This window comes from Blautia sp. MSJ-19 (assembly GCF_018918125.1).
In the GTDB taxonomy this organism is placed as follows: domain Bacteria; phylum Bacillota; class Clostridia; order Lachnospirales; family Lachnospiraceae; genus Blautia_A.
Window position 1 is genome coordinate 112,866 of sequence record NZ_JAHLQA010000034.1, and the last position, 18,062, is coordinate 130,927.

General features: G+C 40.2%; 31 protein-coding genes and 1 other RNA gene. 30 read left to right on the top strand and 2 right to left on the bottom strand.

Annotated features, from left to right (window positions below):
- The 18 genes from KQI91_RS11510 to KQI91_RS11595 all read left to right on the top strand — a co-directional run bounded on the left by KQI91_RS11510 (position 1) and on the right by KQI91_RS11595 (position 11,007).
- Positions 1 to 969 carry an XkdQ/YqbQ family protein gene (locus KQI91_RS11510; protein WP_216392919.1) on the top strand — a complete coding sequence of 323 codons (969 nt, stop codon included), beginning with the start codon at positions 1 to 3 and terminating at the stop codon, positions 967 to 969.
- Positions 970 to 990: 21 nt separating this feature from the next.
- The gene (locus KQI91_RS11515) at positions 991 to 1,233 is read left to right on the top strand and encodes a hypothetical protein (RefSeq protein ID WP_216392920.1); all 243 of its coding nucleotides are present in this window, start codon (positions 991 to 993) and stop codon (positions 1,231 to 1,233) included.
- A 16-nt stretch (positions 1,234 to 1,249) separates the two neighbouring features.
- A complete protein-coding gene (locus KQI91_RS11520) occupies positions 1,250 to 1,675 on the top strand; it encodes a DUF2634 domain-containing protein (RefSeq protein WP_216392921.1) in 426 nt (141 codons plus the stop codon).
- On the top strand, positions 1,668 to 2,870 hold the full coding sequence (locus KQI91_RS11525; RefSeq protein WP_216392922.1) for a baseplate J/gp47 family protein: 1,203 nt from the start codon (positions 1,668 to 1,670) through the stop codon (positions 2,868 to 2,870). Before KQI91_RS11520 ends, KQI91_RS11525 begins: the two co-directional genes overlap by 8 nt.
- The gene (locus KQI91_RS11530; RefSeq protein WP_216392923.1) at positions 2,854 to 3,633 is read left to right on the top strand and encodes a putative phage tail protein; all 780 of its coding nucleotides are present in this window, start codon (positions 2,854 to 2,856) and stop codon (positions 3,631 to 3,633) included. Before KQI91_RS11525 ends, KQI91_RS11530 begins: the two co-directional genes overlap by 17 nt.
- 18 nt (positions 3,634 to 3,651) lie before the next feature.
- The gene (locus tag KQI91_RS11535) at positions 3,652 to 3,972 is read left to right on the top strand and encodes a hypothetical protein (protein ID WP_216392924.1); all 321 of its coding nucleotides are present in this window, start codon (positions 3,652 to 3,654) and stop codon (positions 3,970 to 3,972) included.
- Positions 3,973 to 3,990: 18 nt separating this feature from the next.
- Positions 3,991 to 4,479 (top strand): hypothetical protein, encoded by a 489-nt coding sequence (locus KQI91_RS11540; RefSeq protein WP_216392925.1) that lies wholly within the window; start codon positions 3,991 to 3,993, stop codon positions 4,477 to 4,479.
- A gap of 1 nt (position 4,480) precedes the next feature.
- The gene (locus KQI91_RS11545; RefSeq protein WP_216392926.1) at positions 4,481 to 4,651 is read left to right on the top strand and encodes a hypothetical protein; all 171 of its coding nucleotides are present in this window, start codon (positions 4,481 to 4,483) and stop codon (positions 4,649 to 4,651) included.
- A complete protein-coding gene (locus KQI91_RS11550; protein WP_216392927.1) occupies positions 4,651 to 5,016 on the top strand; it encodes a hypothetical protein in 366 nt (121 codons plus the stop codon). Before KQI91_RS11545 ends, KQI91_RS11550 begins: the two co-directional genes overlap by 1 nt.
- A 3-nt stretch (positions 5,017 to 5,019) precedes the next feature.
- Complete coding sequence (locus tag KQI91_RS11555; protein WP_216392928.1) at positions 5,020 to 6,066, top strand: SUMF1/EgtB/PvdO family nonheme iron enzyme; 1,047 nt, start codon at positions 5,020 to 5,022, stop codon at positions 6,064 to 6,066.
- Between the two features lie 67 nt (positions 6,067 to 6,133).
- Entirely contained in the window at positions 6,134 to 6,586 is a 453-nt protein-coding gene (locus KQI91_RS11560; protein WP_216392929.1) for a four helix bundle protein, read from the top strand.
- Between the two features lie 349 nt (positions 6,587 to 6,935).
- Positions 6,936 to 8,075, top strand: a complete 1,140-nt coding sequence (locus KQI91_RS11565) for an RNA-directed DNA polymerase (RefSeq protein WP_216392930.1) — start codon at positions 6,936 to 6,938, stop codon at positions 8,073 to 8,075.
- On the top strand, positions 8,032 to 8,235 hold the full coding sequence (locus KQI91_RS11570; RefSeq protein WP_216392931.1) for a hypothetical protein: 204 nt from the start codon (positions 8,032 to 8,034) through the stop codon (positions 8,233 to 8,235). The genes KQI91_RS11565 and KQI91_RS11570 overlap by 44 nt, the downstream gene beginning before the upstream one ends.
- Positions 8,228 to 8,536, top strand: coding sequence for a hypothetical protein (locus tag KQI91_RS11575; RefSeq protein WP_216392932.1), 309 nt, complete (start codon positions 8,228 to 8,230; stop codon positions 8,534 to 8,536). Before KQI91_RS11570 ends, KQI91_RS11575 begins: the two co-directional genes overlap by 8 nt.
- 188 nt (positions 8,537 to 8,724) lie before the next feature.
- A complete protein-coding gene (locus KQI91_RS11580; protein WP_216392933.1) occupies positions 8,725 to 9,066 on the top strand; it encodes a hypothetical protein in 342 nt (113 codons plus the stop codon).
- Complete coding sequence (locus tag KQI91_RS11585) at positions 9,066 to 9,371, top strand: aminopeptidase (RefSeq protein ID WP_216392934.1); 306 nt, start codon at positions 9,066 to 9,068, stop codon at positions 9,369 to 9,371. The genes KQI91_RS11580 and KQI91_RS11585 overlap by 1 nt, the downstream gene beginning before the upstream one ends.
- Complete coding sequence (locus KQI91_RS11590; protein ID WP_216392935.1) at positions 9,368 to 9,505, top strand: hypothetical protein; 138 nt, start codon at positions 9,368 to 9,370, stop codon at positions 9,503 to 9,505. The genes KQI91_RS11585 and KQI91_RS11590 overlap by 4 nt, the downstream gene beginning before the upstream one ends.
- Positions 9,502 to 11,007, top strand: a complete 1,506-nt coding sequence (locus tag KQI91_RS11595) for a peptidoglycan-binding domain-containing protein (protein WP_216392936.1) — start codon at positions 9,502 to 9,504, stop codon at positions 11,005 to 11,007. Before KQI91_RS11590 ends, KQI91_RS11595 begins: the two co-directional genes overlap by 4 nt.
- 710 nt (positions 11,008 to 11,717) lie before the next feature.
- On the opposite strand, the gene KQI91_RS11600 is transcribed toward KQI91_RS11595, so the two are convergent.
- Both KQI91_RS11600 and KQI91_RS11605 read right to left on the bottom strand, forming a co-directional pair.
- On the bottom strand, positions 11,718 to 12,074 hold the full coding sequence (locus KQI91_RS11600) for a hypothetical protein (protein WP_216392937.1): 357 nt from the start codon (positions 12,072 to 12,074) through the stop codon (positions 11,718 to 11,720).
- Position 12,075: 1 nt separating this feature from the next.
- Complete coding sequence (locus tag KQI91_RS11605) at positions 12,076 to 13,212, bottom strand: SAP domain-containing protein (RefSeq protein WP_216392938.1); 1,137 nt, start codon at positions 13,210 to 13,212, stop codon at positions 12,076 to 12,078.
- Between the two features lie 287 nt (positions 13,213 to 13,499).
- Between KQI91_RS11605 and KQI91_RS11610 the strand changes: the two genes are divergently transcribed.
- From KQI91_RS11610 to KQI91_RS11665, 12 genes are all read left to right on the top strand, one after another.
- On the top strand, positions 13,500 to 13,895 hold the full coding sequence (locus KQI91_RS11610; protein WP_216392939.1) for a hypothetical protein: 396 nt from the start codon (positions 13,500 to 13,502) through the stop codon (positions 13,893 to 13,895).
- Positions 13,895 to 13,961: hammerhead ribozyme type II (locus KQI91_RS11615), an RNA gene on the top strand. The genes KQI91_RS11610 and KQI91_RS11615 overlap by 1 nt, the downstream gene beginning before the upstream one ends.
- Positions 13,962 to 14,282: 321 nt before the next feature.
- Positions 14,283 to 14,531, top strand: a complete 249-nt coding sequence (locus tag KQI91_RS11620; protein ID WP_216392940.1) for a hypothetical protein — start codon at positions 14,283 to 14,285, stop codon at positions 14,529 to 14,531.
- A 20-nt stretch (positions 14,532 to 14,551) separates the two neighbouring features.
- Positions 14,552 to 15,037 carry a transposase gene (locus tag KQI91_RS11625; protein ID WP_216392941.1) on the top strand — a complete coding sequence of 162 codons (486 nt, stop codon included), beginning with the start codon at positions 14,552 to 14,554 and terminating at the stop codon, positions 15,035 to 15,037.
- Entirely contained in the window at positions 15,034 to 15,333 is a 300-nt protein-coding gene (locus KQI91_RS11630) for a hypothetical protein (protein ID WP_216392942.1), read from the top strand. The genes KQI91_RS11625 and KQI91_RS11630 overlap by 4 nt, the downstream gene beginning before the upstream one ends.
- Positions 15,334 to 15,348: 15 nt before the next feature.
- Entirely contained in the window at positions 15,349 to 15,606 is a 258-nt protein-coding gene (locus tag KQI91_RS11635) for a hypothetical protein (RefSeq protein ID WP_216392943.1), read from the top strand.
- 162 nt (positions 15,607 to 15,768) lie between these two features.
- Entirely contained in the window at positions 15,769 to 15,936 is a 168-nt protein-coding gene (locus KQI91_RS11640) for a hypothetical protein (protein WP_216392944.1), read from the top strand.
- Positions 15,937 to 16,104: 168 nt separating this feature from the next.
- Positions 16,105 to 16,620, top strand: a complete 516-nt coding sequence (locus KQI91_RS11645) for a hypothetical protein (protein WP_216392945.1) — start codon at positions 16,105 to 16,107, stop codon at positions 16,618 to 16,620.
- Between the two features lie 57 nt (positions 16,621 to 16,677).
- Positions 16,678 to 17,121, top strand: a complete 444-nt coding sequence (locus KQI91_RS11650) for a hypothetical protein (RefSeq protein ID WP_216392946.1) — start codon at positions 16,678 to 16,680, stop codon at positions 17,119 to 17,121.
- Positions 17,114 to 17,275 carry a hypothetical protein gene (locus KQI91_RS11655; RefSeq protein ID WP_216392947.1) on the top strand — a complete coding sequence of 54 codons (162 nt, stop codon included), beginning with the start codon at positions 17,114 to 17,116 and terminating at the stop codon, positions 17,273 to 17,275. Before KQI91_RS11650 ends, KQI91_RS11655 begins: the two co-directional genes overlap by 8 nt.
- Before the next feature lie 20 nt (positions 17,276 to 17,295).
- Positions 17,296 to 17,592: a hypothetical protein gene (locus KQI91_RS11660; protein WP_216392948.1), complete on the top strand. Its 297-nt coding sequence runs from the start codon at positions 17,296 to 17,298 to the stop codon at positions 17,590 to 17,592.
- 9 nt (positions 17,593 to 17,601) lie between these two features.
- The gene (locus tag KQI91_RS11665) at positions 17,602 to 17,967 is read left to right on the top strand and encodes a helix-turn-helix domain-containing protein (RefSeq protein ID WP_216392949.1); all 366 of its coding nucleotides are present in this window, start codon (positions 17,602 to 17,604) and stop codon (positions 17,965 to 17,967) included.
- The last annotated feature ends 95 nt before the right edge of the window (positions 17,968 to 18,062 follow it).

Genomic DNA, 18,062 nt, shown 5'->3' on the forward strand with positions numbered 1-18,062 from the left:
ATGAACGAAATCACATTGAAGATAGGGAAGAATGGCACATATAAGAATATTTCAAAATTAGTAAAGACAGTTTCTGTTACTGGACGAAGAGGTGATGCTCCAAGAACGTTGAGTGCCACCCTTTCTGATTCGGAACAGTTTGCGAGAGCATCTGCAAATTCTGGCGAAGGACAGCAGGTGCTTTTTTCATGCGATAAGAATGAAATATTTCGTGGTCTGCTTATGACAGATAGCCGAAGCAGCAAGAGGACATTAACCATAAAGGCATATGACAACTGTATTTATCTCTGTAACAACAAAGGGAGCTTTTCTTTTAAAAAGAAATCAGCAACATATATTTTTAAGTATTGCCTAAAAAAGCTGGGGCTTCCTTTGGGCTCGGCAGTAAATACCGGTCACATCATAGGGGAATTGGTAAAAAAAAATACAACCTACTGGGATGTGATTGAGGACGCATTGAGCCAGACGTATTACGCAACTGGAATACGATATTATGTTTCATCCGAAAAAGGGAAAATATATCTGAGAAAGCGGAAGGAACAAACGTCTATGCCGATATTATCCTTAGATAGTAATATCCAAAGCTACGATATGTCCAGATCAATTTACAAGACGAGAACCAGGCTGACATTGGTTACTTCAAAAAATGCCAAGAAAGGTAGTTTCGTCAATTCTTCCCTTGAAAAAAAGATAGGTAAATTTGCAGATATTCAGACAGTAGATGAAGATGTTACAAAAACAGAGCTTAATCAGAAAATATCTACGTTCAAAAAAGATACCAGTATTGTAGATCAGGAGTTAAGCATTACCGCTACTGGTGATATGAGGTGTGTATCTGGAAAATGTGCTTATGTTCAAATTTCCCCTATTGGAGCCAAAAGGATTATGTTCATTGAGGAAGATACACATACTTTTGAAAATGGACATCACAAAATGAGCCTGAAACTCAGCTATGAAAAAACAAAATAAATGAGGGCAGAGGGGTGAAATATGGCACAAAATATTACGGAAATCATTAGAGCGATTGCAGAGCAGAATATGCCCCATATCGTTATTGGATATATACAAACAGTGGAGCCACTGGAAGTTATACTTGTTGATGATATAAATATCAGCCTGTCAGACCAGTCTGTGATTATTCCTTCTGGAAAGCAACCATTACAGGTAGGCGATCAGTGGTATTTGCTGGCAGTGAACAGAAACAAAATATACTATTTCTTAGACAAAATATGAAGGGAGGGCATGAAGCATGGATGAAGATGAAAATGTTGATTTGTTTTCTGATGAGGAAGATGATCTGGAAGAAAGCATAATCTATCGAACATACAGAATGGATTTTCAAAATAAACGAATTATCGGTATGGTTGATGGATTAGAGGCTGCCGGACAAAATATGTTTAAGGCATTGCAGACAAGAAGATATGCCTATGAAATATATGACGATCAATATGGTAGCGACATTATGAATAAATTAGGCAACCTTGATTTATCTCCTGGGTATCTGGAGGCCGATATACCAGCAATGGTATCAGATACCTTTTTGAATATGGAGGAAATTTTAGAAATTGACGATTTACAGTTTGAGATATTGGATGCGGATTCCATTTATGTTTCATTTGCAGCAGTAACTATATTTGGTGGAACCATAGTAGAGGGGGACATTAACGATGGCTGATACGATGGAGAAAAAAATACAGGATTTCAAAGCAGCAATGGCAGAAATGCTTGCAAACGCCCCTTTGGAAGTTGATACAGAACTCGTAGGAAAGCTGAAAAATATTGAAGATTTACCTTTGAATGAGATTACGCAGGATGTTTTAATCGAACAGTTTTATGATATAGGCGAATACCTAAATGTAGACACAAGGCAAGGAAGTATTTACTGGGATGCATCTATGGGCAGTATCATACGAACCAGTATGTTTCTTGAACAGTTGAAAATGGTAAAAGAAATCATATCTATATTCACCTGCACAGGCGATGTATTATATGAAAAAATGAGAGTACGGGGATTGAAGAAAAATCCAGAAAATCCTACGCCGGCTACATATTATGTTTCATTCGTTGGAATGGTTCCGGAAATGGACTCTAAAATGTCAGTAGATGATTATTTCTTTACATTATCAAGTGATTCGGAAGGAAGATACATTCTTATATCTGAAGATATGGGTACCGAAATGAATAATCTGGTACCTGGGACAAAAGTTATTCCCGAACTGGATGTAGATGGACTTATCAGTGCAACCCTCGGAGAGCTGGCTATTCCTGCGATTGATGCAGAAAGTGATGATTCCGCAAGAGAACGTTTGATAAATCGTATATCAGGACCGGACGAGAATGGAAATAGATCTCAGATACGAACATGGTGTGAATCTGTGGAAGGTGTTGGAGCAGCACGAATCATACCTTTGTGGGCCGGACCGAACACAGTAAAAGGTATTATCATTTCAGCAGTTGGAGGAGTGCCGTCACAGACAGTTGTAGATAATGTCCAAAATCATCTTGATCCTGGCTATACCGGAATGGGGGATGGGGTTGCCACTCTAGGACAGTTTTTTACCGCCGCTGCTGTAGAAGCAGTAAAGATTGATATTACTGTTTCTGTATTGAAGAAAAATGATGCGACATATTCTGGAATACAAGAAGCATTCAAAGAATTGATATGCAAGTATTTTGTGGAAATGTCATTGGAAGAATATACAAGCGGTATGGCAATCCGCTATGCGCATGTTGGTTCCATTCTTGAAAGTATGGACGAAGTTATTGATTATGACAAACTGAAACTGAATGGGAACTCGGCAAACATCTCCTTTTCCATTTTGCAGATTCCTGTACTTGGGGAGGTAACTGTTGATGGAAATATTTTATAATTCATCTGCACCTGGATATGAGGAAATTGTTAGCTATGGTCCAAAGTGGTGGACAGAGTACAAAGAAATGAACGCTGTTTATATGTTTGAAGGATGGCTTCTGGATATTATGGCAAAGAAAATGGAACAGGAAGTTAAAAACCAGTTTCCATCGCAAGCCGACCTTCCGACTTTACTTGCGTATGAAAAGATGCTTAGAATTGAGAGCGATGTGGAATTGACCATACAAGAAAGAAGGAGAATAGCTGATATATATTATTATGGAACTGGTCATTTAAGTGGTAGTGTTATCTTACAGCTTATCAGAGCATATACCGGTCACGAAGGAAAGGTGTACTGGGATGGATACACACTATGCATTGAATTTAATAATAATGATGGCAGCTTTATTTCTTTGGGAATTTTGCAGAAAATAATCAGGAGAAGAATACCGGCACACATCCCTTTCCAGACGAAATGTACCTGTAAAGTAAGCCTTGGGTTAAGTGTAGAAACAGGAGCATGGGAGAAGTGTTTTATACAGGCAGGCTTGCTTCCAGACGTAAATATGGGATTAGGCATAGCCTGTGATGGAATTGCTGTAAAAACAACAGCACAAGCTGTTAAGATTACATATCCAATTGCCGGTGATTCTGGAAATGCCGGTATATATCCAATAATCAGTACCGAATTGCAGACAGCAGGAGGAGATGTACTTCCGAAGGTAAAAACTGAAAGCTGGAAAGTAGTATATCCTGTCTGCGGTGATGCATTAGGAATATAAAAAGAAGGAGGCTCCAGGATGGCATTGCTTACAAATGCAGCAATTCAGGGGTATCGTGATTATACGAAACGCCGGATTGCTTATGCAAAGTATAAGATAGGCTCAACGTATTACAAAACGCCTATTGAATCAGTGACGATTACTTCAAACGAAATATTGGAGATAGCTTTCAAGATTGAGTTATCTTCCGGATCCGGTGAAGTGTCAGAAGTGCAACTGTATGATACTGATAACCAGTTATGGCTCTCTAAGGCAGAACGATTGAAAATGGATTCTGTTGCAGAGGGCTTTTCTTATATCGTACAGTTGGAAATCTCAGAAGTTCTGAAAACATCATAACGGAAAGAAGGTGAGAAAATGAGAAGTCTTGTGAACTGGAAAGACATGGTGTGCGAATTTCCCAATAGATTTGTACAGACTGTTGATGGGGACAAGGTTACCTTGCAGAGATCACCCGGAACAGTGAAAACGCAGGGAACTCCGCAGAATGCAACCAATTTTAATACAATGGATTTGGCTGCACTGGAAGCTATGCTGATGTCTTCCGAGGCAATGAGAATGTTGCTGCGACAGAATGAGGAGCTGAAAGGAATTACCGGTGAGGTAATCGAAGCTACTCTGACGAACAGCCAGGTATATCCGCATAACAACTCTATCAAAACCTTACAGATCGTTACTCCGAGAAATACCAAAGATTATACGATCACTGTTGAGGTTGTGAGCGTTACCGGCGGTGCGGCTGGTGAATTTGAAATCAGTGACAAATTACTGAATGGGTTCAAGATCAAATATACCGGTTCTGCTTCAAACGTTGCAGTTCGGTGTTATGTAAGAGGAGGCATCTAAAATGGCAAATGTGATCATTCCGAATCAGGAAAGAAGGGCAGATGCAGAATTTATCATGAAATCCTACGGGGTGGATAGAAATAATTCTGTAATGAGAGAAGCGGCGGAAGTAGCAGCTGCAAGAACAAATGAAGCAGTTAGATCAGCAGAGAGCAGAAGGAGATATTACTGATGAAAGTTATCAAATTGCCTGAAAATGGCACGAATTTTGTAGATTATGAAGTCAGTGGAAAATCTATTGATTTTGGCGATGGAGAAATGTCTTTCCGGGTTGATAAAAAAGAGAGAGACTACGAAGTGACTATTGATATTTGCCAGGATTATACCGGCGGTCTTGTAATGGGAGCCAGTGCCGGTGACAAATATGTAGCTCAGCTTACTATCCCGGCAAGGGAATATACAGAAACAGAGAAAGAAAATCCGAATTATAATCCGGATGCAGAAGGAGGAACTGAACAGCCGACTATTATGGAACGCAAAGCAGTTCCTTTTTCTATGGATAAATGTACACTGACTTTATGGGAAATGGAGGAGTAAACGATGCCGAATTTTGACGATCTGAAATTATCTATCGAAGCACTGTCCGGTGGAAAGAACACCGTATTATTTGATGATCTGGGAATGCCTTCTGTAATGGTTCCATTCCCGAAACTGAAAATGTCTGATCTGATTGCAGGAGGAAGTGAAAACATTCACCCGGCATTCAGTGTGGACGGAGTAGAAAAGAGCGTCATCTATGTTTCAAAATATCAGAACATCGTCCTGAATGAGCGTGGATATTCTCTTCCAATGCGTGACCCAAGAGCAAGCCTGAATTTCGATCAGGCAGTTACATATTGCCGAAATAAAGGAAAAGGATGGAGCCTTACACCTTACTCTCTGTGGTCCGCTATTGCTTTATGGTGTCGCAAAAACGGAACCATGCCGAGAGGCAACAACAATTACGGTGCCGATCACGCATACGGACATGAAAAAGGCGTTCCGACTCATTACGATAGTGGGAAAATTGCCCGATGTGCAACCGGATCTGGACCGAACACATGGAACCATAACTGGATGCCGGATGGAATTGCAGACCTGAACGGCAACGTTTGGGAATGGTGTGCAGGTATGCGGCTGAAGGATGGAGAAATCCAGATCATTCCATATGCAAACTGCATGGCTGCTGATGCAAGTATGGGTGCAAGCTCCACCCTTTGGAAAGCCATTGCCGCAGATGGCACACTGGTTGAACCTGGAACTTCCGGCACTCTAAAATGGGATGTTGTTTCTGGAAAGATTCAGCTTACTGAAGGCGATATAACACCGAAAGATCAGGGCTATTGGTTACCGTATAACACGATGTTAAACGATGGACTTTTCGTTGTTCCAGAGCTGGCAAAAGCTCTCCTTCTGTATCCGGATGAGCCGGGCGGTGATTATGGTGGAGATTATCATGGACTGAATACTTCGGGAGAGCGTTTGCCGATCTGTGGTGGCGGCTGGTCCGGCACTTCGAATGCTGGTGTGTTCCGCGTGCACCTGCACTATTCACGTTCCTACTCGTTCACGTGCATCGGCTTCCGCTCCGCTTACTGTGAACTGTAAAACTGAGAACTGTGTACTGTTCTGCCCTACGATAGTAGGGCAATAGAAAAATGGAGGCTGCGAAAGTATGGAGGAAAGCCAGAACACTGGAACTGTTACAAAAGATGATTCCTTCCAGATTCTTCAGAAGGTCGAAGATATGATAGGCTATGCATATCCGTTCATAAAGAAATGGAGTGTTGCCGATAAATATGCCATTGGAAATGATCTGATGGATTGCATGAAGAAATTACTTCGATTATCAGTAGATATCAGGGAGAAATATTATAAAAAAACTACTCTGGGAGATTTTGACAGAGAGAATAAAACTCTGCAAGAATTTATCAAAGTAGCATATGACCTGAATATTCTAAAAGGGTTGTCCAGTTACAAAGAATGGAACAGACGTTCAGAAGAAATAGGCAGAATGATAGGCGGATTCATTAATAAAGTGAATGAAATAAACTCTGTTGCTGACAATACGGCTACTCAACAACAGAAATCTTCCAGATATGGAAACAGCCGATACAAAAGACATTAAGTATTTTCGTAGGGAATGGGTTATAGCGTTTGCCGATCTGTGGTGGCAGCTGGAACAACACTTCGAATGCTGGTGTGTTCAACGTGAACCTGAACAATTCACGTTCCAACTCGAACACGAACATCGGCTTCCGCTCCGCTTTACCCTCATATGCCAGAATCGGGAACTCTAAGGACTACCGACAGTGCGAGGGGATAAAGGAACCTGTTTCCACTCCGGCTGAAAAGTAGGAGAAAAATGGTGCTGTGTTGATGGCACTTTGCAGACATGGCATCGGTTGTGGAGGCTGCCAGTACCTATGAGAAAACCGTCAAACACAACAAAATGATGAAATGCAGAGGGAGAATCAATGAAAATCAAGCATGTTTTTGACTTGATATTCTCTGACGAAAATCTGTATGAGGCAATCCAGGATGCATCAAAGGGCAGAAGATACAACAAAGATGTTCTTCGCGTCCAGCATGATATTTGGAATGTCATTGAACAGATACAACAGGATGTACGCTCTGGTGAATACACGATTGATAAGCATTATATCTTTTATGTTTATGAACCTAAAAAGAGAATGATCATGTCGATCACGTTTTACCACCGCATTGTGCAATGGGCGATATATCGTGTCATAAATCCCCTGTTGGTAAAAGGATATATCAAAGATTCTTATGGCTGTATTCCTGGAAGAGGTTCACTTGCTGCCATGCAAAGATTACGGTACTGGATAAAGTCTGTAGAACATAAGCCTGGCACATGGTACTACCTTAAACTGGATATCAGCAAATACTTTTACCGGATATCTCACGAAGTATTGAAGGAGATTCTGGAAAGGAAAATTAAAGATCAACAGCTTTTGCAAATTCTGTATAACATTATAGATTGCCAGCATACGCCATTTGGATTACCACCCGGCAAAAGTCCAGGAGAGGTGCCTTTGGAGGAAAGGCTTTATGATGTGGGTATACCGGTAGGAAATTTGTTATCGCAGGTATTTGCGAATATTTACTTGGATGTACTGGATCAGTTCTGTAAAAGAACACTGTGCATCCATTTTTATGTCAGATATATGGATGATATTATCATCCTGTCAGACAACAAAGAACAGCTTCACATATGGAAAGCTGAAATCCAGGAATTTATAGAAACAACATTACGGTTATCTCTGAACCAAAAGACTTGCATACGTCCAATATCACAGGGCATAGAGTTTGTAGGCTATCGGATATGGCCGCATTATGTAACTATCAGGAAAAGTACCACATTGGAGATGAAACGCCACCTCAGAAGGAAAGTAGAGGAATACAATGCTGGACTGATTGAGATGGAAGTGGTGACTGCCACATTGAAATCCTATTTGGGTATGCTGGATCACTGCGATTGCAAAGAGTTCCGGAAAGAACTGATTGATTCGGTGGTCCTTGATAGAAACAAGGTTATAGGAGAAATAGCCTATGAAGTTGAAAATTATAGCGAAGCTATGGTCTGCGGTTTATGACCTCCTGTTCTACATTGATGGAAAATCGAATAAAAGTCTCGACCAGATACACAATGATCTGGATATCATAGAGGCTATGTGTCGCCCGTATGCAGATGCAGACGATGTGGAATGGCAGGAAGAAACGTCAGGAGGGGGAGGAGGTGAGAACGATGGATGAGTATATCACTCGTGCCGAACACGAAGAGTTTTGCAGAAGGTTGGATTCTGAGAATAATCGGCAAAACCGCAGGATTGAAATCCTGGAAGGCACGACAAAGCAAATTTCAGAGCTGACAACCTCCGTACAGAAACTTGCAATGTCAGTTGAAAGTATGGTGAAAGAACAAGGCCGCCAGGGTGACAGATTGGAAGCACTGGAAAACCGGGACGGAGAAATGTGGAGGAAGGTTACAGGATATGTCCTGACAACCATCATAGGGATTGCAATCGGTTTCCTGTCAAAACAGATAGGCTTTTAAAGTTTTCCACATTTTTATCCACAAGCTCACATAAATGAGTTGATAACAAAACAGAGCTCGTTTATTTGCTGTTTTAACGGAGTTTTGTTCTTATGTGAGGAAATGTTTGCCAAAGTATTTCAAAGCTGTGCCTGAGCCTGTCAGAATGATTGTACAGCGTGTTAAGAGGTAGGAAGGAAGTAAAGAAGTTGAGTAGAAGAAATTCTCGCCGTAAGAGGCAGAAAAAAAGAAAAGTACAGGAGCTGATTAAAAAGCTTGGTACATTGAACATTGTGCTTATATGTGTATTCGTTTACATGATGTATATAAACTGGAAAATGCTTGCAGTATTCTCCCAGTGTGGTTCCGCACCGGAATCAGCGTGGTGTGCTTTGATTGCAGCATTGCTCGGTGAATGCGGCATCTGTGGATGGATAAAAACCAGTAAAGAAAAGCACAGAAGGAAACAAGACTATAATGAGCCGTCTGATCCTGGTGGAGAATATCAGGGAGATACAGGCGATAATGAAGGAATGGAGGATGAAGAATAATGATGAATTTTGAAACATTTTTACTGTTACTGATGATCGTATCTGTACTGACCGGACTTGTGACAGAAGGAATCAAGAAGCTACTGGATGAGGCAAAAAAACCGTACCGGTCAAATCTGCTTGCTGGAGTTGTTGCGGTCATTCTGTCCGTTGCAGTAGATACCGGATATATGATTCTGACTGAAACACTTATGAATGAAAAAATGGCAGTGATTTTAATTGCTTTAGTGTTGCTGTCATGGCTGTGTGCAATGGTCGGATACGATAAAGTGATTCAGGCAATTTCTCAGTTCAAAGTATTGTGATTACTGTTGCAGGCATTGCAGCGGTTGGAGGCATTTGCCTTCTGGCTGCACTGGCAAGAGAAACCGGAAGATGGTTTGAAGATGTCTGCGGATTTATGGACGAGCTGGACGAGACTGGAGGTGATCGGAGATGAAACAGGAAAACATTACCGTATTAAGAAAAATTCTGTATGCAGTGGAAAGTGGGGGTCAGGTATATGGCCGCCAAAGTTATTCTGCATTTGCAGGAGTAGGAGCAAATACACCGAATGAAAAGGCAATCACGATTGGAGCCGGTCAGTGGTATGCAGACGAAGCAAGATTACTTTTGCAGAATATCCAGAAGAAATATCCGACAGATTTTTCCAAACTTGATACTGCCGGTATTGCCGCTGATCTGAAAAAAAGCTGGGACAGATATGGAGTATCTGCCACATCAACCAAGGGGAAATGTATTATTGCGATTATTTCATCGGCGGCTGGTATTAAATGCCAGGACGAATTGATGGAAACGCAGATCAAAGAATACGCAGCCAGCCTTGGCAAGACGTATGGAACCATGCCAGATACAGCTATGATGGAGTGCATTAACATCTACCATCAGGGCGGTGCATCCGCATTAAAACGAATCCTGGCAAAAACAGCAAAACCATACACAGCAAAAGGGATTTATGCAGCATTGAATACGGATCCAGCCGACCCGGCACCGAATCAGGTTGGGGATTACACTGGCAGACAGAAAAAAGTGTATGAGTTTATTACAAAATATGCTGATGGAGGCACTGAACAGAAGGGAGGAACTACAGTGACAGTAAGAATGTCGAATTGCGGACATGACGAAAACGGGAGATATGCAGGAGGAAAAGCAGGGGACCAGACCGGAACAGAATGGTATCTTCGCTCTTGGTATGCATATCCAACTGGTGGATGGAATTATATTCTTCGATGGAAGGATGAAAGTCTTGGGAATCTGTTTGCTGATCTTGCCATCGAAGCAGCACTGAATGATATGATCGGTTACGACCAGGGAACCGCAGGAAATTCTGCTGATCGTTATACGTTTCGACAGCAGATGAAAGCGGTAGGGTATCGCCCTTCCAAAATCACAAAACCTTGTGAATGTGATTGCAGCGAAGGAACAATCGTACTTATTCAAGCTGTAGGACACTTGAAAGGCATCAAAGAGTTGCAGGAATGTAATGCTACATATACCGGTAACATGATGGATTATTTCAATTCTGCAAAGGGAAAGAAATATTTTACAGTTCTGCAGGGGCAGTACCTGAAGGATTCGAGCCTTGCAAAGAGAGGAGACATCAACCTGAATACAGGACACCATGTAAACGTAACTGTTGATAATGGCTCTAATGCAGGAAAAGGAAACGCAACAAATACTACCACAACAACGACAGGAGGCAGCGGATATATGTTTAGCGTAGGAAACGTTCAGAACGGAAGCAAAGGAAATGACGTTAAGTTATTACAGAGATTACTGAAAAGCAATGGATTCAAGGGGAAGGATGGAAAGAACCTGACTATTGATGGAGAATGCGGTACCAATACAGTGTATGCAATCAAAGCATATCAGACTAAAAAAGGCCTGAGTGTAGATGGATGTGCAGGACCGGCAACTTGGAAAAGCATTCTGCTCAGATAAAAATCTGATTGTAGAATTTTGTAGAACATGGTAACATAAATAAGTCGCGAACCTCCGACAGGAAGGAGGTGGAACCATGGAACTTATTATCACATTCATTGTCTCTGTACTGGCAGGTATTGTTAGCTACTTTATCTGTAAATGGTTGGAAGGAGACGAATAGCGACAACCAGCCTAAAGGAATAAGCCACCTTACATAAACGGAATAGAAAAAGCCAAGGGATTGCGGCCCTTGGCTTTTTCGTTTTCTCCGATGGAATTTGGTTCCATGGAAAATGCTATCACATTCATTAGCTACTATTATCATATGCTATAGCCAGTAAAAAGTCAACTTCAAAATATTGAGTTTACTACACTTCCCCGATGCCTGAATGGTGTCGGGGCTTTTTTATTTGCCCCGGTATAATCCTGGTGTAAACAGAGCATATGTATTTAACTATATTTATATACTCAAATACTAAGTTTAAATCTCGTCAAGCCATTTGTAAGCCAATTTGTCCCTGCCATTGTTGGAGAAAAAATCTGGTGCAAATGAGCATATATTTTTATCTTTTCTCTTAATCTTATTCTAAACCTAAACCTCAGTCAGCCAAAGGCTTAAAAGCGGCTGACAAATTAAAGCCAACAAATGTTGGAAAAACAACTCATTTTCGTGAGATGTGTAAACAAAAGAATAATAAAAAATTCGTGGAATATTTACAAAAATGAATTTAAAAGCAACTTGTTACAATGGCTTTGTAAATCTTATCATCAACTTCAATTAAGCTTCTTTTCCCATCTTTAAATGAAATAGCAACCACATAAATTCCCTTGCTTTTAGCTGAAACACCACCAGCAAGCATACCAACAGGGCCTAAAAGGGCACCTCCAACAAGTCCACGAGCAATGCCACTTTTGGCACTCTTTCTATGCTCATCTGTAATCAGCTCATAATTTTCTACAGTGTTTTTGCTAATGGACGTTTTTTCTTTTCCCCATCCTTTTTCGATTAATACAGTGCCGAGAAATGACGACACAGGTTGATTTTCGTAATCACCTGCGATAACTCTATTTTTTGCCTTTGCCATATTATTTTTCCTCCTTATGATGGTAAATATCTTCGTATCCAGTAAACTCAATTCCTTTTGGAGTGAGTTCGTAATATTTTTTTTCAAAACAGTTTGTATTGACGGAAAAGAGAACAGTATTAATAAGGTCCGCTTTTTTGCCAGATCCTTTTATTCCATTTTTATTGAGTAGATCTTTCAAATTTGGTACTGATAATTTAGACAATGTAAAAGAGACAGGAGCGTAGCATAAAAGTCCACTATCAAATGCTGATATAATCACTTTACAATAATCAATATGATACTCAAATGTAAAATATCCTGGAATATAATCAAGAGAAACCGGCTTATGATGTAAGTATTTTACGAATAAAAGTTCCTGTTCGGTAAATTCCATTGCAAACGTATCAGTAGGAAGATTGGCAACATGATTGATAATAATATTTCTGGCTGGTTTCAAAGCTGCTTCATGCTTATTTTGAGCTGCTTTAGATTTTGCCATTGATTTTGCTGTGAATTCATCCCATCTTCCCTCGTATTCTTTGTTAACATCATCCATATACTTTTGCCTCATAGCTGCAAGTTCTTCTTCTGTCATTCCTGTAGTAGAAGCATGCATAGACGATGCTCTTTTTACAGCTGGACTTGTTGGAGCAGGTGCATCCTCCGGAAGAGATGAATAAAAATTATGAATATTGCGTAGCCGGTCATATTCATGCTGATAATCCTTGCCTAATTTTCCCATAGTGTTATGCAGTTGCTGTTCATAGTCCGGATCATATTCTTTATCAAAATCTTTTGGTTTGTGCTGAATCATATCTTCTTCGGATATGTAGTTAGTATCGGTGGAGTAGATCAATTCATTTTGAGGAATAGCAAGCAGTGTTTTTACAATTCTTTTCACAGGAAGGTTTTTATTATCGGATAAAGCTGCTTGATATAATTCGAGAGCATTTCCGGTAATTCTATTTTTCTTATAACAATCCGCAAGCCTTTTCTTTGTTAGAGATAATTGATATTTGGACATATCTGGATAGGAATCGATACGATTCAATTTACTGAGAATGGCCTTTTCTGTATCAACAGAAAAAGACACTTCCAATGTATCGAGTAATTCTGAAATGTAGTTGTTGATTTCATAGGGAGATAAATGAGCCATAGCAACCCCCCCATGAAGATACAGAAATGATTAAGAAATTGTCAGATTTTTTTCGGGGGGGGGGGTGAAATTTTTGTTCTTTTTCATAAAAAAATCTCCTTTTTATTTTAATGATACCACTGTTAATGAAATGCAACAACCACAATAAAATGAGTTATGAGCTGGTCTAAGAAAAAACTCAAATTTTGTAAAATAGGGTATTGACAACTACCTACTACGTGTTATATTAAACTCAATAAAACGAGCTAAAACGCATAAAAACTCAATATAACGAGAGGATGGGAATAATGGCAAGCAGAAATTATAAGTACTATCAACCCAATGATAAGGATTTAAAGGATAATTACGGTGATTGCGTCATTCGTGCCTTAACAAAAGTCATGGATAAATCCTGGATGCAGGTATTTGATGATCTGATTCCATATGCTAAAAGACATCAATGTATGCCAAATGGAAAACAGTGCTATGAGAGTTATTTGAAAGAAAATGGTTTTACATATCATGGAATAAGTAATAAAAAAGGGGCAAAAAGACCAACTGTTGATCGCTTTGCGAAAGAACATAAAAACGGAACATTTTTTCTGAATGTTGCAAATCACTGCGTAGCAGTTGTAGATGGATATTATTACGATACATGGGATTCCGGATCCTGTTGCTTATACGGTTACTTGGAAAAAGAATAAGTCGAAACGGTCAGAAATGACCGTCCACCAGGAATGACCGCCTGGTGCTGATGATGGCAGGTCAAAGCGGTTGGTATTGGGCAACAAGTTTTACTGGTTTTTAAGGTGAAAATCAGGGGCGGTAAGCAAGACTGAGTAGAGAACGCCTGAAAATGCTCAATGACAGATAACAAGTTTGCTGATTTTAAAGCGAAATCAGATACGGGAGTGGAAGCACCGGAGCAGCACTGCACAGGCTGCAAAGTATGAGACAGCCATATAAAATCACATACCCAATCGCCTATTTTTTATGGCACGAAAGAAAGCACTTCGTAGATATTTATCTACGCCCTGGGCGGTACAGGGAAATGCCAGAGCTGAGAAAGAATGAAAAAGGGGCATAGAATAATGGACGGTTATGTAACGATTGCAGATTTTGGAGAATGGTCAATCGCAGAAGAATACGGAAGCGAAAAAACCATTCAGGAATCAGAAAGAATATTAAGATACTGCAATGAAAGAGAAAGAAGAAACCACAAAATAGAGGCGAGGAGGAAAGAGGAAATCGAAGCAATTCTTTCTAGTGCATTTCTTGGAGCAATTTCCGTAGGGGTTCCGGGAATCATGTTTATCTTGTGGCTTCTGGAAATTATATGATTCAAGGAGGGGCATGAACGATGAGCAAAGAGTACAGAAAAAGATTATTCGCTCTTATGGATGAGATTGATGATCTTGCAAAAATGGGAATCCGGTTGGAAAAAGAAGAGATTACAGGCAAGGTAGAAATGCCGCAGAAGCCAGAAAAAGTACAGCCTAAAATCGAAGTGAAGAAAAACAAGATGGAAGAAATTCCAGAGGAACCTACCGGTCCTAACCATGATACAACCAGACGGTATAGTGCAAGTTTCAAGAAGTTCATTGTAAATATGCATAAGATTCAGGGAATGACTTTCGATGAAATTACACAGCGATATGGAGTAGCAAAAGCTACTGTCACAAAATGGTGTACCGATGCAAGGTACATTGATGGAATTAATCTGGAGGTAATGAAGTCAAAAGCAGAGGCGTTGGAGAAAGAGAACGAAAAGCTGAGAGAAGAAAATGCAAGACTGCAGAAAATGATTGCTCTTGCATTCGGTCAGGGATTGGAGGCACAGGCATGAAATATTACCACGCTACAACCAAAGAATGTATTGCTAAGATTATAAAAGATAGAGTTATAAAGCATTCATGCGGCGGAGTTGTATTCCTCTGTACCAATCCAATAGATGCCTGTAAATTTATTGCGATTAGAGGAGAAAAAGAAGCGTATACAATCGAAGTTGATTTGCCAGAAGATTGTACAAAAGAATCGAATGATCATTCAGAAGACTTTTTCAAATGTAAAGCATATACATATTTTGGAGACATAAAGCTGATCGGAAAGGAAAAAGTTCAAAAATACAAATTTGATTTATGAGGAGGTCAAACAGAGGTGACAGCATTACAGCAGATATTCCAAGGATATTACGAAAATCGGATTGAGAGTGATGAACCGGATCCAGAAAGAATGGCAGTTACATATAAAAAAGTTATCGGCACTCTAAATAAGCTGCAAATCGGGCGTGACGGTATAGACGATATTATGTTATGGGTAAGTCAGTACGGAGCAGCAGCGGAGGAAACAGGATTCTATGCAGGGTTCAAGATGGCATGGGAATTATTGAAGAATATGCAGGAGGGCACAGAATAAAGCAAAAAGGATGGCTCAATAAAATGAGCTGTCCTTAATTTTTTCTCATTTTTTGTAAAACAGGGTATTGACACTACTAACCTACGTGTTATATTAAACTCATAATAACGAGTTATAAGTAAATAAAACTCAATATAACAAGTAAGGGTAAAGGTGATAGATATGACAAGAGAACAGAAGATTGAATGGTTAAAAAAAGCAAGTAATGAAGAACTTATGAAACAGTATGATTCTTCTTTAAGAAATAGTGATAAATATACTTTTAATATGGAGTACGCAGAGGATTTGGAAATTTGTAGAAATGAGATTTTATACAGAATGAGCAAATAGGTGAGTATATGGAACGATACGAATTGGCAAATGGAAAAGTGTACGAGATTAGCAGATGGAGTGATACCTGCACAGTAGCATATCAAGGTAAGGTAGTTTATACCGGTTCCTATGCAGGATGCAGAAAATACATTAACAACCAGAAATGAGAAAGAGAGGACAAAGGACATGGCACAGATCATTCAGTTTCCAGTAAAAACGCCGGAAGTCAGCAATAGTTATGATAATCTTTCCAGACTGATTGCTGTTGCAACTACAAAAGAGGTCCTTAATTTTTATATTGAGAACATAGGGCAGTTGGAAAAAACAGGAAAACTGCTGAATGGCGAAGCACAAAAGCTGACAGAGCAGGGACGAGAAAAACGATTGGAGATGGCAAGACCGGTTCCGATAGAAAAAGAAGTTGCCGAGGCTCCTGGAGTATACCGCTATACGCCAGAAATGGGAGGCCAGAAACCAGATTGCCAGATGGAGGCATCCAGAGGATATTACGGAAAACACTGGTTCATTGATACTCCACTGGAACTTAAAGGCAGAGGCATTGAGTTCATAAAGAAATATCAGGAAAAGGACTTCTGCTCAAAAGATCATAGAGTTGGTTGGAATGAATACCGGGTAACAAACAGAGCTTTTGAAAAGCTGAAAGAAAAATACAGCATCTCGCAGGAATGCCTGCTTGATTGATAAAGCAATCTGCCTCAGAAATCTGGGGCAGAAAAAATAAGAGGAGGAATCAAAGAAATGAAATATCGTTATTACAGCACGCAGCGTCCGGTTATGCCGGGAAGCTACCCTAATAACAGATACGTGAAGGTACTGGAAATCCATAATTTCGATCAGAAAGAATTTGTACAGGAGATCGGACAGGAAGCATGGGGCTATATTGAATATGATAAGCCGCTGGACTATTTTGAGGTTATGGCTTATGAGTTGGTCGCAGTAAAAATCAAGACACTTCATTTGAGATACAAGGGCGTAGACGATTGGGGTAGATATGTATATGAGGATGAGAACGGAAAACTCTGGAAGAATGTAAACTGCTGTACCCCAAGAGAGGTATGCGAAAGAAGAGGGGATACGTTGAACTCATCCGCAGGCAACGAATTTGACGGAGAGCCAGACTGCTATATGGGTGCACATATCCAAGTAGTATATTTGCCTGATGAGGCGGTGCAGGATGAATAATGCAGATAAGGCATACCGGAATAAAGAAACTGGAAAGATGTTCACATACAAGGAAATGCTGAAGGAATGGCGAGAACGGTATGAAGGCATCAATCCGGTGACAGGGTTGTATCAGTATCATTGGCATACCAGATATGATTATATACCTAAATGATCTGAAGGAGGCGAGACATTATGTGTGGAATACTTGGCGAAGATGAATACTGGGAACACCGCCGGGAGGAATGGGAGAACCCAAAGACATTCAGAAAATGCAGTGCATGGGATGGGGACGAGCCTGTATACGAAAACGGTAATTTATTCCTAGATGGTGAAATCGAGGAGATTGAAAAAGAACGGGGCTATCCGATGGAAGAACTGTACGAAGGCGATCTGCTTGAGATAGTGGAGGAACAGAAAGGAATCGTGGCTGATTCGGCAGAATGGAACGGTAACTGGGAGTGTATTGAATACAGATACCGAGTAGCATAGGAGGAAGAAATGCAGAGCATTGTAGAATTTATCAAAGAAGAAATGTCAAACAGAGGAATGACATACGATTTATTGGCAGAAAAAGTAGGGACAACCCGGCAGAATCTTTGGACGAAACTGAATAAGAATACCAGACCAAATTTCGAGACGGTACGAAAGATTCTTGCAGCTTTAGACTATGATCTGGTGGTTGAGAAAAAGAAAGGTACAGCGGATCCGGGAGAAAAAGAAATTGCAGATTTTTTTGCAAGTACAGATGAAGAACAGGTCAGCTATGAATGCATTCAGGCATTGTTTGCAACAATGGGGTATTCTCTGAAATTGAAAACTCATAAAATTGAGCAAAATGTAAAAGAGGGTATTGACAACTACTAACTACGTGTTAAATTATAGTCAAGAACTCAATATAATGAGTTTTGAGGAATAAGAACTCAGAGTTCTGAAAGGCAGGTGAGAAAGTGGAGGAATAC

Bases quoted from the DNA above. Each gene is read 5' to 3' on its own strand.
- KQI91_RS11575 (WP_216392932.1), top strand. From the start codon at position 8,228: ATGGATGAGTATATCACTCGTGCCGAACACGAAGAGTTTTGCAGAAGG.
- KQI91_RS11540 (WP_216392925.1), top strand. From the start codon at position 3,991: ATGAGAAGTCTTGTGAACTGGAAAGACATGGTGTGCGAATTTCCCAAT.
- KQI91_RS11625 (WP_216392941.1), top strand. From the start codon at position 14,552: ATGAGCAAAGAGTACAGAAAAAGATTATTCGCTCTTATGGATGAGATT.
- KQI91_RS11530 (WP_216392923.1), top strand. From the start codon at position 2,854: ATGGAAATATTTTATAATTCATCTGCACCTGGATATGAGGAAATTGTT.
- KQI91_RS11555 (WP_216392928.1), top strand. From the start codon at position 5,020: ATGCCGAATTTTGACGATCTGAAATTATCTATCGAAGCACTGTCCGGT.
- KQI91_RS11545 (WP_216392926.1), top strand. From the start codon at position 4,481: ATGGCAAATGTGATCATTCCGAATCAGGAAAGAAGGGCAGATGCAGAA.
- KQI91_RS11610 (WP_216392939.1), top strand. From the start codon at position 13,500: ATGGCAAGCAGAAATTATAAGTACTATCAACCCAATGATAAGGATTTA.
- KQI91_RS11655 (WP_216392947.1), top strand. From the start codon at position 17,114: ATGAATAATGCAGATAAGGCATACCGGAATAAAGAAACTGGAAAGATG.
- KQI91_RS11645 (WP_216392945.1), top strand. From the start codon at position 16,105: ATGGCACAGATCATTCAGTTTCCAGTAAAAACGCCGGAAGTCAGCAAT.
- KQI91_RS11620 (WP_216392940.1), top strand. From the start codon at position 14,283: ATGGACGGTTATGTAACGATTGCAGATTTTGGAGAATGGTCAATCGCA.
- KQI91_RS11560 (WP_216392929.1), top strand. From the start codon at position 6,134: ATGGAGGAAAGCCAGAACACTGGAACTGTTACAAAAGATGATTCCTTC.
- KQI91_RS11515 (WP_216392920.1), top strand. From the start codon at position 991: ATGGCACAAAATATTACGGAAATCATTAGAGCGATTGCAGAGCAGAAT.
- KQI91_RS11595 (WP_216392936.1), top strand. From the start codon at position 9,502: ATGAAACAGGAAAACATTACCGTATTAAGAAAAATTCTGTATGCAGTG.
- KQI91_RS11605 (WP_216392938.1), bottom strand. From the start codon at position 13,212: ATGGCTCATTTATCTCCCTATGAAATCAACAACTACATTTCAGAATTA.
- KQI91_RS11650 (WP_216392946.1), top strand. From the start codon at position 16,678: ATGAAATATCGTTATTACAGCACGCAGCGTCCGGTTATGCCGGGAAGC.
- KQI91_RS11585 (WP_216392934.1), top strand. From the start codon at position 9,066: ATGATGAATTTTGAAACATTTTTACTGTTACTGATGATCGTATCTGTA.
- KQI91_RS11600 (WP_216392937.1), bottom strand. From the start codon at position 12,074: ATGGCAAAGGCAAAAAATAGAGTTATCGCAGGTGATTACGAAAATCAA.
- KQI91_RS11535 (WP_216392924.1), top strand. From the start codon at position 3,652: ATGGCATTGCTTACAAATGCAGCAATTCAGGGGTATCGTGATTATACG.
- KQI91_RS11510 (WP_216392919.1), top strand. From the start codon at position 1: ATGAACGAAATCACATTGAAGATAGGGAAGAATGGCACATATAAGAAT.
- KQI91_RS11550 (WP_216392927.1), top strand. From the start codon at position 4,651: ATGAAAGTTATCAAATTGCCTGAAAATGGCACGAATTTTGTAGATTAT.
- KQI91_RS11570 (WP_216392931.1), top strand. From the start codon at position 8,032: ATGAAGTTGAAAATTATAGCGAAGCTATGGTCTGCGGTTTATGACCTC.
- KQI91_RS11640 (WP_216392944.1), top strand. From the start codon at position 15,769: ATGACAAGAGAACAGAAGATTGAATGGTTAAAAAAAGCAAGTAATGAA.
- KQI91_RS11520 (WP_216392921.1), top strand. From the start codon at position 1,250: ATGGATGAAGATGAAAATGTTGATTTGTTTTCTGATGAGGAAGATGAT.
- KQI91_RS11660 (WP_216392948.1), top strand. From the start codon at position 17,296: ATGTGTGGAATACTTGGCGAAGATGAATACTGGGAACACCGCCGGGAG.
- KQI91_RS11630 (WP_216392942.1), top strand. From the start codon at position 15,034: ATGAAATATTACCACGCTACAACCAAAGAATGTATTGCTAAGATTATA.
- KQI91_RS11525 (WP_216392922.1), top strand. From the start codon at position 1,668: ATGGCTGATACGATGGAGAAAAAAATACAGGATTTCAAAGCAGCAATG.
- KQI91_RS11665 (WP_216392949.1), top strand. From the start codon at position 17,602: ATGCAGAGCATTGTAGAATTTATCAAAGAAGAAATGTCAAACAGAGGA.
- KQI91_RS11565 (WP_216392930.1), top strand. From the start codon at position 6,936: ATGAAAATCAAGCATGTTTTTGACTTGATATTCTCTGACGAAAATCTG.